Origin of the sequence: Bradyrhizobium erythrophlei, assembly GCF_900129505.1 — a bacterium.
Lineage (GTDB): Bacteria > Pseudomonadota > Alphaproteobacteria > Rhizobiales > Xanthobacteraceae > Bradyrhizobium > Bradyrhizobium erythrophlei_D.
On the sequence record NZ_LT670818.1, the window covers coordinates 7,636,230 to 7,652,359 of the forward strand.

15 protein-coding genes are annotated in these 16,130 nt (G+C 60.9%); 3 read left to right on the top strand and 12 right to left on the bottom strand.

All coding sequences use genetic code 11. The annotated features are described in order from the left end of the window. Nucleotides 1–65 precede the first annotated feature (65 nt). The 5 genes from B5525_RS35820 to B5525_RS46875 form a co-directional block, all read right to left on the bottom strand. Nucleotides 66–641, bottom strand: coding sequence for a peroxiredoxin (locus tag B5525_RS35820; RefSeq protein ID WP_079570632.1), 576 nt, complete (start codon nucleotides 639–641; stop codon nucleotides 66–68). Between the two features lie 167 nt (nucleotides 642–808). Next, nucleotides 809–1,282 (bottom strand): SsrA-binding protein SmpB, encoded by a 474-nt coding sequence (gene smpB, locus B5525_RS35825; protein ID WP_079570633.1) that lies wholly within the window; start codon nucleotides 1,280–1,282, stop codon nucleotides 809–811. Nucleotides 1,283–1,338: 56 nt separating this feature from the next. Beyond that, a complete protein-coding gene (gene mscL, locus B5525_RS35830) occupies nucleotides 1,339–1,752 on the bottom strand; it encodes a large conductance mechanosensitive channel protein MscL (RefSeq protein ID WP_172900042.1) in 414 nt (137 codons plus the stop codon). Between the two features lie 56 nt (nucleotides 1,753–1,808). Beyond that, on the bottom strand, nucleotides 1,809–2,699 hold the full coding sequence (gene dapA, locus B5525_RS35835; protein ID WP_079570636.1) for a 4-hydroxy-tetrahydrodipicolinate synthase: 891 nt from the start codon (nucleotides 2,697–2,699) through the stop codon (nucleotides 1,809–1,811). A gap of 36 nt (nucleotides 2,700–2,735) precedes the next feature. Next, complete coding sequence (locus tag B5525_RS46875) at nucleotides 2,736–3,167, bottom strand: hypothetical protein (RefSeq protein WP_244568140.1); 432 nt, start codon at nucleotides 3,165–3,167, stop codon at nucleotides 2,736–2,738. Here B5525_RS46875 and B5525_RS35840 point away from each other — a divergent pair. Beyond that, nucleotides 3,079–5,226, top strand: coding sequence for a lytic transglycosylase domain-containing protein (locus B5525_RS35840; RefSeq protein ID WP_425305338.1), 2,148 nt, complete (start codon nucleotides 3,079–3,081; stop codon nucleotides 5,224–5,226). The two genes, B5525_RS46875 and B5525_RS35840, sit on opposite strands and share 89 nt — an antisense overlap. Before the next feature lie 42 nt (nucleotides 5,227–5,268). Here the strand turns inward: B5525_RS35840 and B5525_RS35845 are convergent, their stop codons facing one another. From B5525_RS35845 to B5525_RS35875, 7 genes are all read right to left on the bottom strand, one after another. Next, nucleotides 5,269–5,595, bottom strand: coding sequence for a hypothetical protein (locus tag B5525_RS35845; RefSeq protein WP_154073652.1), 327 nt, complete (start codon nucleotides 5,593–5,595; stop codon nucleotides 5,269–5,271). A gap of 97 nt (nucleotides 5,596–5,692) precedes the next feature. Continuing rightward, the gene (locus tag B5525_RS35850; protein WP_079570641.1) at nucleotides 5,693–7,408 is read right to left on the bottom strand and encodes an arylsulfatase; all 1,716 of its coding nucleotides are present in this window, start codon (nucleotides 7,406–7,408) and stop codon (nucleotides 5,693–5,695) included. After that, on the bottom strand, nucleotides 7,395–8,396 hold the full coding sequence (locus tag B5525_RS35855; protein ID WP_079574247.1) for a formylglycine-generating enzyme family protein: 1,002 nt from the start codon (nucleotides 8,394–8,396) through the stop codon (nucleotides 7,395–7,397). Before B5525_RS35855 ends, B5525_RS35850 begins: the two co-directional genes overlap by 14 nt. A gap of 327 nt (nucleotides 8,397–8,723) precedes the next feature. Then, nucleotides 8,724–8,957: a hypothetical protein gene (locus tag B5525_RS35860; protein ID WP_079570642.1), complete on the bottom strand. Its 234-nt coding sequence runs from the start codon at nucleotides 8,955–8,957 to the stop codon at nucleotides 8,724–8,726. Nucleotides 8,958–9,045: 88 nt separating this feature from the next. Continuing rightward, a complete protein-coding gene (locus B5525_RS35865; RefSeq protein ID WP_425305339.1) occupies nucleotides 9,046–10,746 on the bottom strand; it encodes an arylsulfatase in 1,701 nt (566 codons plus the stop codon). 214 nt (nucleotides 10,747–10,960) lie between these two features. Further along, a complete protein-coding gene (locus B5525_RS47375; protein ID WP_172900043.1) occupies nucleotides 10,961–11,917 on the bottom strand; it encodes an AraC family transcriptional regulator in 957 nt (318 codons plus the stop codon). Between the two features lie 336 nt (nucleotides 11,918–12,253). Next, nucleotides 12,254–13,255 (bottom strand): helix-turn-helix domain-containing protein, encoded by a 1,002-nt coding sequence (locus tag B5525_RS35875; protein WP_079570647.1) that lies wholly within the window; start codon nucleotides 13,253–13,255, stop codon nucleotides 12,254–12,256. A gap of 357 nt (nucleotides 13,256–13,612) precedes the next feature. Here B5525_RS35875 and B5525_RS35880 point away from each other — a divergent pair, with 357 nt between their 5' ends. Then, a complete protein-coding gene (locus B5525_RS35880; protein ID WP_079570648.1) occupies nucleotides 13,613–14,416 on the top strand; it encodes an LssY C-terminal domain-containing protein in 804 nt (267 codons plus the stop codon). A 123-nt stretch (nucleotides 14,417–14,539) separates the two neighbouring features. Then, the gene (locus tag B5525_RS35885) at nucleotides 14,540–15,295 is read left to right on the top strand and encodes a hypothetical protein (protein ID WP_079570650.1); all 756 of its coding nucleotides are present in this window, start codon (nucleotides 14,540–14,542) and stop codon (nucleotides 15,293–15,295) included. Nucleotides 15,296–16,130 lie beyond the last annotated feature (835 nt).

Sequence of the window (16,130 nt, forward strand, 5' to 3'; positions counted from 1 at the left end):
GGCGCAAGCGCGCCTTTGCCCACCTCACGGTGCTCGCGACGAAAAAGCATGACGCAACGGCGGTTCTAAACCTCGTTTTCCTTCAGCCAGGCCAGCACGTCGCCGGCGTTCCGGTCGGGCGGAAACACCGGATAGAACACATGGGCGATGCGGCCGTCGTCGACGATCAGCGCCAGCCGCTTGATCAGCGTCAGGCCGGCGACCTCCATGGTCGGCAAACCGAGCGCGCGTGTCAGCTTCAGCTTTTCGTCCGACAACACCGGGAACGGCAGATGCAGCCGCGCGGCCATTTCGGCCTGGTAGGCATTGCTCTGCGTCGAAAGGCCGAACACCTGCGCGGCGCCGGCGGCCTTCAGTTCGGCGAACAGGTCGCGGAACGCGCAGGTTTGCGGGGTGCAGCCCCGCGCGCCCGGGATCATGTCCCAGTCATCGACCAGCGCGATCTTGCCGGGTTCGCCGGTTCGGGGATAGGCGAACACCACCGTGCGCGCCGGCAGCGCCGACAATGTCACCGAGCTGTCGTCGGTGGCGAGAAGGCCGATCGGCGGGATCGTCATGCCCACCAGATGCGCCGCTGCCCCGTCGTCAGTCGGCGCGGGAATTTTACTCCAGTCGACTTCAAGCAGATTTTTCTGGTTCATCGATATTCCCTCGGCATCCAACACATTCGGACCTCGTGGTGAGCAGGCGCGCTTGCGCCGTCTCGAAGGATGAAGCCCCTATACGGGCCTCATCCTTCGAGACGCGGCGAAGACGCCACTCCTCCAGCGATAACGGCGAAGCCGTACGCAGGGATGAGGGCACAGACCTATCCCCGCGCCCGCAGCAGGCGGCCCTTCTCGCGGCTCCAGTCACGCTTCTTCTCGGTCTCGCGCTTGTCATGCAGCTTCTTGCCCTTGGCCACCGCCAGCAGCAGCTTGGCGCGGCCGCGCTCGTTGAAATACAGCTTCAGCGGGATCAGCGTCATGCCCTCGCGCTCGACCGCGCCCATCAGCTTGTTGATCTGCTTCCTGTGCAGCAACAGCTTGCGCGGCCGCTTCGGCTCATGATTGAAGCGGTTGGCCTGCAGATATTCCGGGATGTTGGCGTTGATCAGCCAGACCTCGCCGTCCTTGGTATCTGCGTAGGATTCCGCGATGGTCGACTTGCCGCTGCGCAACGACTTGACCTCGGTGCCGGTCAGCGCGATTCCCGCCTCCAGCGTATCCTCGACGGCATAGTTGAACCGGGCCTTGCGGTTTTCCGCGACAACTTTGATCGCGCGCTGGTTCTTTTCGGCCATGATTGAATTGTCTCAGGAAAACGAAAGGGATAGCACCCCATCCGCACCCATGCACGTCAAGACTTTTTGAGCAGATCGCGGATTTCGGTCAGCAGTTCTTCCTCCCGGGTCGGTTTCGGCGGCGCGGGTGCGGCTTCATCCTTGCGCTTCAAGGTGTTGATGGCGCGAATGACGATGAACAGCACAAAGGCAATGATGATGAAGTTCAGCGTCAGCGTGAGGAAATTGCCCCAGGCCAGCACCGCGCCCTGCTTTTTGGCGTCGGCGAGGTTGGTGGCGGTGACCGCCTTCGAAAGCCCGGTATAGTAATTGGAGAAGTCCAGACCGCCCGTGATCGCGCCGATGATCGGCATGATGATGTCGCCGACCAGCGAGGTGACGATCGCGCCGAAGGCCGCGCCGATGATGACGCCGACCGCGAGGTCGACGACGTTACCCTTCATGGCGAATTCGCGAAACTCCTTGAGCATCTGCAGCCCCCTCTCTTCAGCCTGGCGAACCGGGACGCTCATCGCGGCGGCAGGACCTAGTTGATCAGCCCCGCATGCACCATCGCGCTGCGCACCGCCACGCGGGTGGGTTCGGTGACCGGCACCATCGGCAGCCGCAGCGTCTCGTCCATCTTGCCGAGCAGCGACAGCGCGTATTTCACCGGCGCCGGATTGGACTCGATGAAGAGGTTGGTGTGCAGCGGCATCAGCTTGTCGTGCAGCTTGAGCGCGGTCGCAAGGTCACCCTTCTGCCAGGCCAGGTGAAATTCGGAACACAGCCGCGGCGCCACGTTGGAGGTGACGGAGATGCAGCCATGGCCGCCATGCGCCATGTAGCCGAGCACGGTGGCGTCCTCGCCCGACAGCTGGTTGAAATCCTCGCCCATCTTGGCGCGCTGCTGCGAAACCCGCACCATGCTTGCGGTCGCATCCTTGACGCCGGCGATGTTCTTCAGCTCGAACAGCCGCGCCATGGTGTCCACGCTCATGTCGATCACCGACCGCGGCGGAATGTTGTAGATGATGATGGGAATCCCGATCGCGTCGTTGATCGCCTTGAAGTGCTGGTACATGCCTTCCTGGGTCGGCTTGTTGTAATACGGCGTCACTACCAGCACCGCGTTGGCGCCCGCCTTTTCCGCATGCTGGGCCAGTTCGACCGCTTCCTTGGTCGAGTTGGAGCCGGCGCCGGCGATCACGGGAACGCGGCCTTTGGCCTCATCGATGCACCACTCCACCACGCGCTTGTGCTCGTCATGGCTCACGGTCGGGCTTTCGCCGGTCGTGCCGACTGGCACCAGGCCATGGGTCCCCTCGGCGATCTGCCAACCCACCAGCGCGCGGAAGGCGGCCTCGTCGAGCGAGCCGTTCTTGAAGGGCGTGACCAAGGCGGTGAATGATCCCCTGAAATTCGTCTTGGCTGCCATGGACTTCCTCCGAACGCGCGTTTCGCGGCTTGCCGCTTACTGGAAACCGCCATTCATATCGGGTCTGACGATCCGGCGAAAGGCCCGCGCCGGCCTGACCTTTGTCCGGCTCCAGATTCCGGATTTGAACCGTTTTTTCGATGCGAACCGGTCTCCTTTTGCTTGAAACTGCTCCGGCCGCGATTTTGCCGCGGTGCTGGCGCAGACATGGCCGGGGCCCCCTGCGTATTTTAGTATTTTGTCCACATATTCAATCAAATAGAGCTTAACGCTCCAGCGATTGAATGATTCGCCGCGAAGGAAGGCCGTGACCCCATCCAGCCGCGCAGTGGCGTTGCGATCGACGGCGCTGACGACATGCCTGGCGCTTGCCGTTGGATTGTCGGCGTTGGCCGGGGACGCCTGGGCCACGCCCAAGAAAGTTCCATTGCCCAAGCCGCGGCCGATCGCGCGCAGCGCCGTGCCCAAAACCACGCCCGCGGCAAAGACCGCGGATAAAACCACCGCTCCGGCGGCGACAAGCGCTCCCGCGGCCCTCGCCCCCGCGACCCGCCAGCATGCGGCGTTGCCGCCGCCGCGCAAGCCGCCGCCCCCCGCGGCCGCCTTGGCCACGACATCATCGACCTCACAGGCCGACACCGATGCGCTGGAAAACGTCATCGACCTCGTGCGCAAGCACAAGCCCGCGGATGCGACCCAGGCCGAAGCGGTCATCATGGACCCGGTGGCGAGGAAGCTTGCCGAATGGATCATCCTGCGCAGCGACGATAACGGGGCGTCGGTCGAGCGCTATCGCGCTTTCATCACGGGCAACCCGAGCTGGCCGTCGCAGACCTTCCTGCGCCGCCGTCTCGAGGCGTCGCTGTGGGACGACCATCGCGAAGATTCCACGGTGTGGGCGTGGTTCGAAAACGAATCGCCGATATCGGCCAAAGGCAAGTTCGCGCTGGCCCGGGTGATGCTCGCTCGCGGCGACCGCGCCAATGCGGAGCGTCTGGTGCGTGACGCCTGGCGCAACGATTCCATGTCCGAGGATACCGAGAGCACGGCGCTCGACCTGTTCGGCGCGCTGCTGACGCCGGGCGATCAGAAGGCGCGGATGGATCTGTTCCTCTATGGCAGCGAGCACGAAGCCGCGCTGCGCGCCGCCAAGCGGCTGGGCGCGGCTTACGTCGCGCTGGCCAAGGCGCGGATCGCGTCCTACCACAAGGCCTCCAACACGAGGGCGCTGCTGGAGGCGGTTCCGCAGGAACTGCACAGCGATCCCGGCTACATCTTCAGCAAGATCCAGCTGCTCCGCCGCGAAGAGAAATTCGCGGAAGCCGGCCAGCTCATGCTCAGCGCGCCGAGGGATCCGGCACGCCTCTACAATGTCGACGAATGGTGGATCGAGCGGCGCTTGCTGTCGCGCAAGATGCTCGACATCGGCGAAAACCGTAGCGCCTATTTGATCGCGCGCGACGCGGCACTGCCGGCGCGCGACATCTACAAGACCGAGCAGGAATTCACCGCGGGCTGGATCGCGCTGCGCTTCCTGACCGACCCGGCGCTGGCCGCGCAGCATTTCGCCCGCATCGGGGTCGGCAGCGTCAATCCGACCACGCTGGCGCGCGCCGGCTATTGGCAGGGACGCGCCGCCGAGGCGGCGGGCCGTGCCCAGGAGGCCCGCGCCGCCTATACGGCGGCGGCGGCGCAATCGACCAGCTATTACGGCCAGCTGGCGCGGGCAAAACTCGGACTTCCCCAGATCGAGTTGAACGCCGCGCCGACCGGCCGGGGCCGCGGCGTCGAAAGACTGGAGATCGTTCGCGCCACCCAACTGCTCTACGAGCTGGACGAACGTGAAATCGCGGTGCCGATTTTTGCCGATATGGGAGAGAACGGCGATCCCGACGCGCTGATCGGCCTCGGCGAACTGGCCTCCCGCTATCGCGATGCGCGCAGCATGCTTCTGGTCGGCAAGGCCGCCCTCAACCGCGGACTGCCGTTCGATTTCTACGCCTATCCGGTGGCGGGGATCCCGCCATTCAAATCGATCGGGCCGCAAGTCGAGCAGAGCATCGTCTTCGCCATCGCGCGGCAGGAAAGCGCCTTCAATCCGGCCGTGGTGTCGCCGGCGCAAGCCTACGGGCTAATGCAGGTGACGCCGGACGCGGGGCGCTATGTCTGCAAGAAATACGGTGCCAATTTCGACCTCGGCCGGATGAAGAACGATCCGGTCTATAACGCAGCCCTCGGTGCCGCCGAACTCGGCGGGCTGATCGACGACTATCGCGGCTCCTACATCATGACGTTTGCGGCCTACAATGCCGGCCGCGGCAGCGTCAAGAAATGGGTCGACCGCTACGGCGACCCGCGCGATCCCAAGGTCGACGCGGTCGATTGGGTCGAACTCATCCCGTTTTCCGAGACGCGCAACTATGTGCAGCGGATCATGGAGAACCTGCAGGTCTATCGCGCGCGCTTCGGCGGCGGCACGCGGCTGCAGATCGAGGCCGACCTGCATCGCGGCGCGACAGTCGAGTAGGTTGCCCCGAGCGGCGCACTGCGCACGAAATCCCCGCTCGGCCTACTGCGGCAGTTGCCTGGCCAATTTCGCAGCCTGGAGGCACGTCAGGAGTTCAACATAGCTCGGCGTGCCGCCTATGTTTGCGTCTACAGAGCACTGCGCCCTGTCGGACTCGCGGAATTGAGACCATTGCGTTTGCAGTTGGGCCATGGCTCCCTGCTCATCTGCAACACACTTTTTGACGGTTTCATTCTGGCCTGTATTCAGATCAAATGCCTGGGTGTTATCAAGGCGGCACCCGCGCGCGATGTCGTATTTGGGTACACCGTCCGCCACTGTTATGACGAGTTGAGTACCCAGCACGATCATCGAAATTGGAATAAACATTTCGTCCTCCAAGGTTTCGCGTCGACCCCGCTAGATTCGTCCCTTTCCAGCCGTGCGCCCCGGGCCGACGGCGCGCACGTCATGATTTTTGGGGCGCCTACTTGGCCATTGCCGCCCTCGCGGCCTCGATTTTCGCCTTCACGGCATCGAGATTGAAACTCGCGCCCTTTTGCATCGGCGGAAACTCGATCGCCGTCATCGCCAGCTTTTCCACCTGCTGCTGGACAAACACAAAGCGCCAGAATTCATATTTGAACCAGTCGAAATATTGCTGGGCACCCTCTTTGGTCCCGCTATTGGGCCAGCCTGTGCGCTCGAAAGGATCGAGGCGAAGGTTGATCAAATAGGGTACGTCAGGCTTGGTTTTTTCGCCCAGCCAGCCTCCGGGCTGGTCGATAAAACGATACTTGAAGTCGTCGATGCGCACGGCGCCGATCTCGCTCTCTCCGAAGAAAAAGACTTCGTGGCGGTTCGACGGCCCCTTGCCCGTGATCATGTCCATCTGGTTATAGCCGTCCAGATAACACTTATAGGTCGTGTCGCCGATCTGTTTGCCCTTCTTCAGCTCTTCGGCGATGTTCGGGTTACCGGCCGCCGCAAGGAAGGTCGGGAACCAGTCCAGCCCGGAAATAATACCGTTCTCGACCTTGCCGGCCGGCACCTTGCCCGGCCAGCGGATCATACAGGGCACGCGGAAACCACCTTCCATGACGGTGCCCTTACTCTGGGCGAACGGTGTCTGTCCGCCATCAGGCCAGGTGAAGACCTCGGTGCCGTTGTCGGTGGTGAAGACCACGATGGTGTTATCATCGACGCCCATGTCCTTTAGTTTCTTCATCACAAGCCCGACGTCGTCGTCGAGCTGCGCCATGCCGGCTTCATGGATGGTCCAGCCGTTCTGGGAGTTGCGCAGCGCCTCGTATTTGGGCGAGAGATGAGTGACGATGTGCATACGTGTCGGATTGAGCCACAGGAAGAACGGCTTGTTGTCGGCCTTGGCCTTCTCGATGAACTTCAGGGCGAGGTCGCGGATTTCGTCGTCCACGGTTTCCATTCGCTTCGGATAGAGCGTTCCGGCATCCTCGATCTTTTGTTTGCCAACTTTGCCCCAGCGCGGATCTACGGTGGGGTCGTCGACATCGGTCGCATAGCAATGGAGCATGTTGCGCGGACCGACTTTGTTCAGCAGATCCTGCGGGTAACCAGGGTGCGCAGGATCTTCCATCGCGTCGAGGTGATAGAGGTAGCCGAAGAATTCGTCGAAGCCATGCACCGTCGGCAAAAATTCGTTTTTGTCGCCCAAGTGGTTCTTGCCGAACTGGCCGGTGGCATAGCCCAATCCTTTCAGCGCGGTGGCGATCGTCACCGCCTGCGCCGGTATGCCTATCGATGCACCGGCCTGGCCGACCGTGGTCATGCCGGTGCGGATCGGGAGCTCCCCGGTGATGAAGTTGGCACGGCCCGCCGTGCAGCTCGCCTCGGCATAATAATCGGTGAACAGCATGCCTTCGGCGGCAAGCTTATCGAGGTTCGGAGTCCGCCCGGCCATCATGCCGCGGTGATAGGCCCCGATGTTCCACATGCCGATGTCGTCGCCCATGATGACGACAACGTTGGGCCGCTGGCCGGCCGATGCAGATACCGGCGCCGCAGGTTGTTGCTGCGCTTGCCCAGCGCTAGTCAGGCCGACGGCCGAGAGCGCCGAAGCGGCAACGAGAGAACTACCACTCAACAACAGATCCCGGCGCTTCAACCCTGCGCCGGTCTGATCCGCACCGGTCTTGGGTCTCGCTAAATCCTTATCTTTGCTCATGCCGCGATCCTCTCCTCGTGATGCACCTGAAACCGACATGGCTTGCCGAAGTGTCGATTGGCTCGGCATGGCGTGCCGCCGGGCGATAGCGGCGGCAATAGTTGGGTGCGCAGAGATGCGAGCCACCCTTGAGCACCTTCCGCGGAATCCTGCTCTTCGGATCGCGAGAATCGTAGCTCGCGTCTTCGAGGCCACCGCGCGGATTTTCGGGAATGCAGCACGCCTTCGGCGCATCGGCTTCGTGCTTCGGCGAATACCAGTCGGTGGTCCATTCCCACACATTGCCGATCATGTCATGGAGGCCGTAGCCGTTAGGCGGAAATGCCGTTACCGGCGAGGTACGTTCGAAGCCATCGGCCGCAAGATTCTCGTGCGGGAAATTGCCTTGCCAGGTGTTTGCCATATGCTTGCCACCAGGCGTCAGTTCGTCACCCCAGGCGAATTCGGCGTCGTCCAATCCACCGCGCGCGGCGAATTCCCATTCGGCCTCGGTCGGCAATTGCTTGCCGGCCCATTCGGCATAGGCCTCGACGTCCCGGTAGGCGACGTGGACGACGGGGTGGTCGTCGAGCCCGCTGATGTTGCTGCGCGGGCCATAGGGGCGGCGCCAGTTGGCGCCGAATTTGAACGTCCACCACTCGCCCCAGCAGCGTAAATCCACGGCTTGCCTGGGCGGTGTGAAGACCAGCGAACCGGCCTTGAGCATATGCGGTAGAGCGTTCGGATAATCTTCCGCCTTGGGCGTCAATTCGGCGAAAGTGACGTAGCCGGTCGCGTTCACGAATTTGCGGAATTGGCGGTTGGTAACCGGCGTCCGGTCGATCCAGAACCCATCCACGGTGACGCGATGGATGGGCGCCTCCTCCGGGTAGTGTCGGTCCGAGCCCATGCGATAAGTGCCGCCTGGCACGTGCAGCATCCCCTCCTCCGCGAGCGCTTCCGACGACTGCGCGCGGTCGGATAATGATTTCGCTTCCGCAATACTCATCTTGAACTCCGGCGACGTTTCGAGCGGCTTCAGCCCCTTCATCCGTGATACTGCCGAAGCGCTTTCGTCCGCTATGCAGTTTCGGCAGGAAAGCCGTCGATGGACTGACGCCCCAACGTCGACGATCGCGGCCGCGGCCAAAGCGAGCAGCCCCCGGCCAAAGGTTCTTTGCAAAGCCCATCATACACTCCTCTGGATGCTTAAATGCGCTGGAAGCTGCTTCCGATCGCGCGATTCCAACCACTCGAAGGCATGCACGAAATGCAACGGCACGTGGAAAGGACAGAATGCGGCCCGGCATCGCGGAAATCTCCAGGCGGCTGCCTGTCATTCATGACGTATCGCGGCGCTACCAGGTTCGGCTTGACGAACTCCGGAATATCCGAACCGATCGCTGCTGCGGCTGTGGGCGCTGATGTTCCAGTAGCCAATGTCGTCGCCCATGATGACGAGGATGTTCGGCTTCTGCTGTTGCTGCTGCGCCGACTCGGCTACTGGTGCGACCAGTGCGAAAGCGAGCGATGCCGGCAGGGCAAGCCGGGTGCTCCAGCTGCTGTTCATCGTTGATATCCCGACGAAGTGGTTGCTCGATCGGCTTTTGGTCCGCGGACGCCCCGTGGGGCGCCCGCATCACCCGCAGGCATCCGAACTACTGGCTCGGGTGCCCCTGACCCTTCTTGAGCTGTTCCATGACCTGATCCAGGTTGTAGCTCGCCGGATCCTGAAGGGGGGGAAACTCTTTGTAGGATTCCAGCTCCTTCAGCCACAGCACCTGCCCGATGGGCAGCAGGTTCCAGTCGTATATGTAGGCGCTGACCGGCCCGGCGAGCGCGCCGCTGAACCAGAAACTCGCCTTTTTCTCATCGCCCCACGACGTCTCGAATGGATCGCGCTTGAGGTTTACCATGCCGGCTGCGAACTGGGTCTGGACTCCCGGGGAGAGGAAGCCCGTCGCGGTTTCGGGCGCGATCGCGAAATACATCTTCCAGTTCTTGTAGCGCACCGCCGACGGGTGGCTGCTGGAATAGTAGAAGAAGGTGTCGCGCGCCGACTTCTCCGATTTGCCGGTCAGATAGTCGATCTGGTTCACGCCATCGAGCTTGGTCTTGACGATGCCCGGATAGGAGCCGGCCATGATCCGCTTGTTCAGCGCATCGCCCTTGTCTCCGCCCGCGATCTCGACCAGCGTGGGGAGCCAGTCGAGCGACGCGAAGATGTCGTTCTTGACGGTCCCGGGCTTGATGACGCCCGGCCAGCGAATGACACACGGAGCGCGCATGCCGCCTTCCCAGGTGTTCATCTTCGAGCCCTTGAACGGGGTGATGCCGCCGTCCGGGTAGGTGAACGTCTCGGCGCCGTTGTCGGTGGTGAAGACGACGATCGTGTTGTCGAGCTGGCCCATGTCCTGGAGCTTCTTCAGCACATAACCGATGTTATCGTCCATCTGCTTCATGCCGGCTTCGTTGACGCCCCAGTCCTTGCCGCCCGGTTCGCCGACCATGGCCATGTACTTGTCATTCAGCACGGTCGTGACGTGCATGCGCGCCGGGTTGTACCAGACGAAGAACGGCTTGTTGGTCTTCTTCGGATCGTTGCGGTCGAGGAAGTCGATGACCTTGGCCGAGATTTCCTCGTCGACCCCCTTCGATCGCTCGAGCGTCAGCGGGCCCTCATCCTTGCACGTCTGGGTCTTGGATGAACCATCGGACTTGCACGACAGGACGTTGCGCGGAGGCGTCAGGCAAACCGTCGTTTGCGGATCGACCGCGCCCGGCACTTCAGAAAGGCCGGGGATCGGCGTGTTCTTGCATGGCGGGGCAACCGTCTGCTGGGTTGGCGACTTGTTGATGTCCGGGAAGCTCACGCCCTGCATCGCATCGAGGTGATACAGGTAGCCCCAGTATTCCTGGAAGCCATGCGCGGTCGGCAGTGCGTCGGTGTGGTCGCCGAGATGGTTCTTGCCGAACTCGCCGGTGTTGTAGCCGAGATCGAGCAGGAACTTGGCGAGCGTCGGGGTGCCGGGACGCAGATAGGACGGGCTGCCGGGCAGTTGCGGGGGGATCATGCCGGTGCGCAGCGGATTCATGCCGGTGAAGAAGGCGTTGCGCCCAGCGGTGCAGCTCTGCTCGGCGTAGTAAGTCATGAAGATCGCGCCTTCGTTGCCGATGCGATCGATGTTGGGCGTTTCGCCGACCATCAAGCCACGGTGGTAGATGCTCGGCTGCATCCAACCAATGTCGTCACCCATAATGAAGAGAATGTTGGGCTTGCCGGCCGGCGCCTGTGCAGAGGCCGGGAAGGTCATTGCGGGCAAGCTGACCGCGGCCAAGGCCGCGCTTGAAACCAGCATACTTCTTAAATATTTACTGATCTTCATGACTCCAGATCCTCCGTTGCGAATTTGAATCGGTGTTTGAGCCGCATTTTTGGATAACTGCGCAGAGTGCAGGCAACACGTCGCCTTCGCCTCCAGCCGTATAGCCGGGGCCTTGTATCTATCGATCCGCCGATTTTCCGGTAGGCGCTCTGCCTGCGCTATGCGATTTCGGCCGAAATGTTTCTGATCAGTCCGCTTTGATCCGCGGGCTTCGCAGTGTCGACGACGGCATTTCGCCGAAGACGGTGCGATAGGCCACGGCGAACCGCCCAAGCTCCAGAAAGTGATGGTTTCGAGCAATCTCTGCGACGCTTGTGGTTTCCGGATCGGCACGCCGCAATGCCGAGCGCGCCATGTTCAAGCGTCGCAGCAAATGGTATCGCGTCGGGCTCATGCCCAGGAATTCAGTGCAGCACGCCCGTAACGTTCGCTCCGGCACGCCCATCGCCGAGCAAAGCTGAGGCAAGTTCAGCTGCGGGTCGCCATGTGCGGCCAAGGCATCCTCGAACCGCACCATGATATCGGTATGATGCCGCCGCTTTTTCAGATTGCCGCCGGCATCGCCGACCGTCAGGCAATTGACAAGAGCGTGAATTAATTCCTGCTCGAGAGCTCGCGCGACTTCCGGATTAGCGATCAACTGATGCTTCGTTTCGGCGAGACGACAGATCTTTGAATGGTGCCCCAACAAACGTCTGGCGGCGCTCCGTAGCGGCTGCAGTACCTGGCCTTCCGGTGGCGACGCTATGTTGTATCCGGTCAGGGCCTTACTGCACGCGGCGAGCTGCTCGGGCGGCAGCGATATGAAGCCCCATTGGCCTTCTCCATCGATCCGCTGATGCATTCGCTCGCCGCGGCTGTGGAGCACGAGATCGCCAAAATGCAAGCCAATTCCGCCGTACGTCAAGGGTGCGCCGGCCTTCGTTGGAAACGAAACAAACGTTTGTGCCGGCGACAGCGAGAAAAAGCCGACGCGCGGCAAATTTTCGCGGCCGCGAAAAACGTGGAGATGACCCAAATTCAACCACGTCAGGCGGGCATTGAAGCTTCCGCCGCCGGTCACGATGAGATTGACAGTCCCGGCGCTGATGGCGGCGCGGTAGTCGTCCGGACTGGCAAACGTGAATGTGCCGCTTTCCGCCATCCGGTCCATCTCATTCGAGGTACGACGCCATCGCGAACGGCAATCGCTAAAACTTGCAGGATGAGGGCTCACCTTCGATCCAGCTATGCGACTTCGGAAGCTCGCTTTTAAATTTCAGCCAACAGGCCTGTCTTAAGCTCGGATAACCTTCGATAAGGTCTGAGCGGCCATGGGCCGGCCGGTCTGAGGTCAAGTCGGCGGCCGCGAGGGGATTGTGTCAGCGAAGCTGACGCAGGCAATGTTGCATCATCGAAGCGACGCCGACACGCCACCTGGTTACGAAGTAGACCGGTAATGATGGGCTGGTTCGCCAGTACCGAGCCACCTTCGAAACGCTCAGTGGTAGGCGGAGCCCGCCAGCGAGGATGGACGATTCAGGAATTCGGGCGGCTGGTCCGCGGGCCGTCGCAAGGATTCCGACGGAGACTCGCCAAACAAGCCGCGATAGGCGACCGAGAAGCGACCAAGCTCCCAGAAGCCATGGTCGGTGGCAACCCGCGTAACGGTTGCCGTCGAGGGATCGGCGCGCAAGAGTGCGCGGCGGGCAAGATGCATTCTTCGCAGGGAAAGATAGCGGATCGGGCCCATTCCCAGATGCTCCTCGCAGGCAACGCGCAGCGTTCTTTCCGCCACACCAATCCCCGCGCAAATCTCTGTCAGATACAGCGGCCGGCCGGGGTGTGTGTCCAGGAATTCTTCGAACCGGGCAATGATCATGTCGTGACGGCGGCCGCCGCTCCTCATTCCCAGGGAACAACCCTCAGTCAGGCACCGGATCATCACAAGAATCAGCTCCTGCTCCAGCGCCCGAGCCACCTCGGGGAGAGAAAGAATATCCGGAGTGGATTTGGCGAGCTGTCCGACCATCTCATGAATTGTCAGCAGCCGTGACATCAGCTCGGGAGCTGGCCTAATGAGATGTTTCAGGGGCGACCCCGAATATTCGCGGCCGGCTACGGCTTTGCACGTTGCATCGAGATCGTCCCTGGGGAGAGACATCGATCCCCAATCGCAGTTGGCCTCGGTCCGCCGATACATCAAGTCAGTGTCGTTGATAACGATATCGCCGGGCAAGACCGCCATGCCGCAGTGTTGCATTGCCGGCTGGTTTGGCCTGGTTAGAAAGCCGATTGCCGCTCGATGCGGCTTGACCATACCGATGTAAACTCGGGGCAGATCCTCGTGAGCGCCGTGTACCCATAGTTTGCTCAGGCTGACTTGAGTGAGCTCGGCGCGGAATGCCCCCTTCACGGTGGGGAAAAGCTCCACGTCCACGGAACGAAAAGCTGATTGATAGGCAAACGGATCGGTAAAGCTGAGTACCCTGCTCGAAGGCATTTCCGTACTCCTGGATTTGCCGAGACAAAAAACTGACTGCTGGACCGCGCCTTCTTAAATAAAATGAGAAATGATGAGCTGCATCCTCTTTGCCGATGATCGCCAGGGCATGTGTACGGAAGATGACACAAAACCAGAGGATGCACAAAGCAAAAGGCTATTTCCAAACGCGGTGCTAGGCATTTCGCCCGGCGGATAATCTCGTTCCGTGCTCTGTCTATCGTATTCGCGCCGTTTCTGCATAGTCGCTCCATTCGAAATGCCTCATACAATCGAGCGAAGCGCGATCGTTCGCGCTAAGACAATACTGTTTACCTATGCCGTTGCGGCATTTGCGCACACCAAGGAACGGTCCAAATGAAGCCGTCCACACGACGCCGGCGATGGCTGTTCATTCTCGGGGCTGTGCCAATCGTCTATTTCATATTGGCCTACCTCGTGTTGCCTGGGCTTTGGAAGCACCACGAGCATGAACCCGGTCTGGCCAATCTTCCCATGGTGACGCGCACCGGTGCAGGCATTCCCGGCGATGCGCTGAACGTCGGGCTTGTTGGCAGCAAGGAAGACATCATTCGCGCCATGCACGAGGCCGCTTGGTTTCCGGCCGATCCGATCACGCTGCGCAGCAGCATCGACATCATCGGCAGCGTCGCACTCGACCGGCCCTACCACGATGCGCCTGTCAGTCCCCTCTACTATGAGGGAAAAAAGGAACAGCTAGCCTTCGAAAAACCGGACGGCAGAAGCGCAGATAAGCGACATCACGTCCGGCTGTGGGTGGTCCTTGAAAAAGGAACGGATGGCCGTCCGGTCTGGCTCGGTTCGATAACGTTCGATCGTGGGATCGGTCTGAGCCATGACACTGGGCAAGTCACCCACCACATCGGGCCGAACATCGATGCCGAACGCGACCTCCTGATGGATGATTTGCGTAAGGCTGGAATGGTCGAGAGCTTTTTCCAGATTTCCGGAATAGGACCGACCCTGATCGCCTGGAATGGCGAGGGTGATCCCTATTATACAGACGGAGAAATCGACGTTGCCAGCCTTGTCCGTGACGGCGTCAAGAGAACGGAGCCACCGACAACATTGCCGCCACCGAACCTGATTGCCCTTAAGGACCAAGTCTGGCACGGCATCAGTAATGTGGTTACCCAATGAAGACCGGGCCACAAGGCATGCGGCTGCCGTTCACCTGCCGGCGCTTCGCGTTATGCTGAAAGGCCGGCGATAGGACGGGTAGCGATACAACGGGTTCGGTATTCCGATTGATCGGGCAGGCCGATGGAAAATCTGACGCATTATCCCGTGCTGGTGTTCGCGGCAGCCTTTGTCCTTTTGTCGCTCGCCTCAGAGACGGGGGCGTGGTTGCGAAGGCGCTACTCAAGCGTTAGCGACGAGCGGAATGAGGCTCTCAGTCTCATCCTCGGCGCTACGCTGACGCTGCTCGCATTAATTATTGGTTTCAGCTTTTCGATGGCCACCAACCGCTATGACCAGCGCAAAAATTTCGAAGAAGCGGAAGCTAACGCGATCGGAACCGAACTCTTGCGCGCCGACCTGCTCTCTCCGGCAGATGCCTCCAGCGTGCGCAAGCTTCTTGGCGACTACCTCGACCAGCGCATCGCGTTCTACATCAACAAGGACGATATGCGCCGGACGCGGATCGACGAGCGGATCAGCCAACTAGAGGCGAATCTCTGGGCTGTGGTCCGCGTACCGGCTCAAGCACAGCCGACGCCCATTGCTGCGCTGGTGCTTGCCGGCATGAACGACGTGATCAATTCTCAGGGCTACACTCAAGCGGCCTACTGGAATCGCATTCCTACCGCCGCGTGGTTTCTATTGGCGGCTATTGCGCTATGCTCCAACGTGCTGTTCGGCTACCGGGTGCGAAACGCCGGAAAGCTTTCTCTTGTTCTGCCGCTCGTCGTCTCAATTTCTTTACTTTTGATCGCCGACATCGATGCTCCGCGGCATGGCCTAATACACGTCAGTCCGCAGAACCTGGAAAGTCTGGCGAGATCAATCGGGAACTGAAGTTCATCGTGACGAACACGCCGCATTCCCTGTGCTTTTGAGGAGCGAGCACCTCGTCAGCACGAGAGAAAAGCGCGGGTGGCCTTCGCGATCAATTACGACGGAAACCCTGGCCAAGATGATCGACCAGCCGGACCAGCATTACAGGTGTCACGGGCGCAATCCTGGTAAATGCCCCGACACTCTGAGGATGGTATTTGCTTCAAGGACAGGCAGTCGCGGTATCGCGCACGACAGGTATTTACGCACTGCTGTTTAGCGGTCCGAGCCGCCAACAAGGTGAGAGGTGCGAGATCGGCGTCGCGCGCATTGAGTGTTCCCGTGCTCACGACCAGCGAAAGAAGCACTGCGACGAGTACGGAGACGACGATAAACGACCGCTTGCTACATTTCATGCCATAGCCCCTTTAGATCAGGTCAGCGAGTTTGGAATGACGCCGCAGTTCGCCAGTGAAGTACATCCTTTATTGGTCCGCAACAGCTTCTCGCACGGGATTGATCATTAGGGACTGGGGACGCAGCGGTTGTAGGCATTCCCCTCACGAAGCCTTGGATCATTCACGAATAGTTTGCGGCCAGAGAGTCGAGCTCAAGCGACCCCTGCCCTCTCCTCGGATCGACATAAAAGGCAATCGGTAACTTCGCGTCTATGCGAAAACGGCAGATAACCTTGAAAGACGCTTCTTCCCGAACGCAGTTCTCCACGATTTCGGGCCATCGGATGATTCATACCGGCCGAGCCGAACGAGCGCGATCAAGGCCGCGGATTGCAATCTTGAGAAGGGCCGCCAATCATCCGGGCAAACGTGCGAGGCGCTCTCCCCCGACCGGCCAG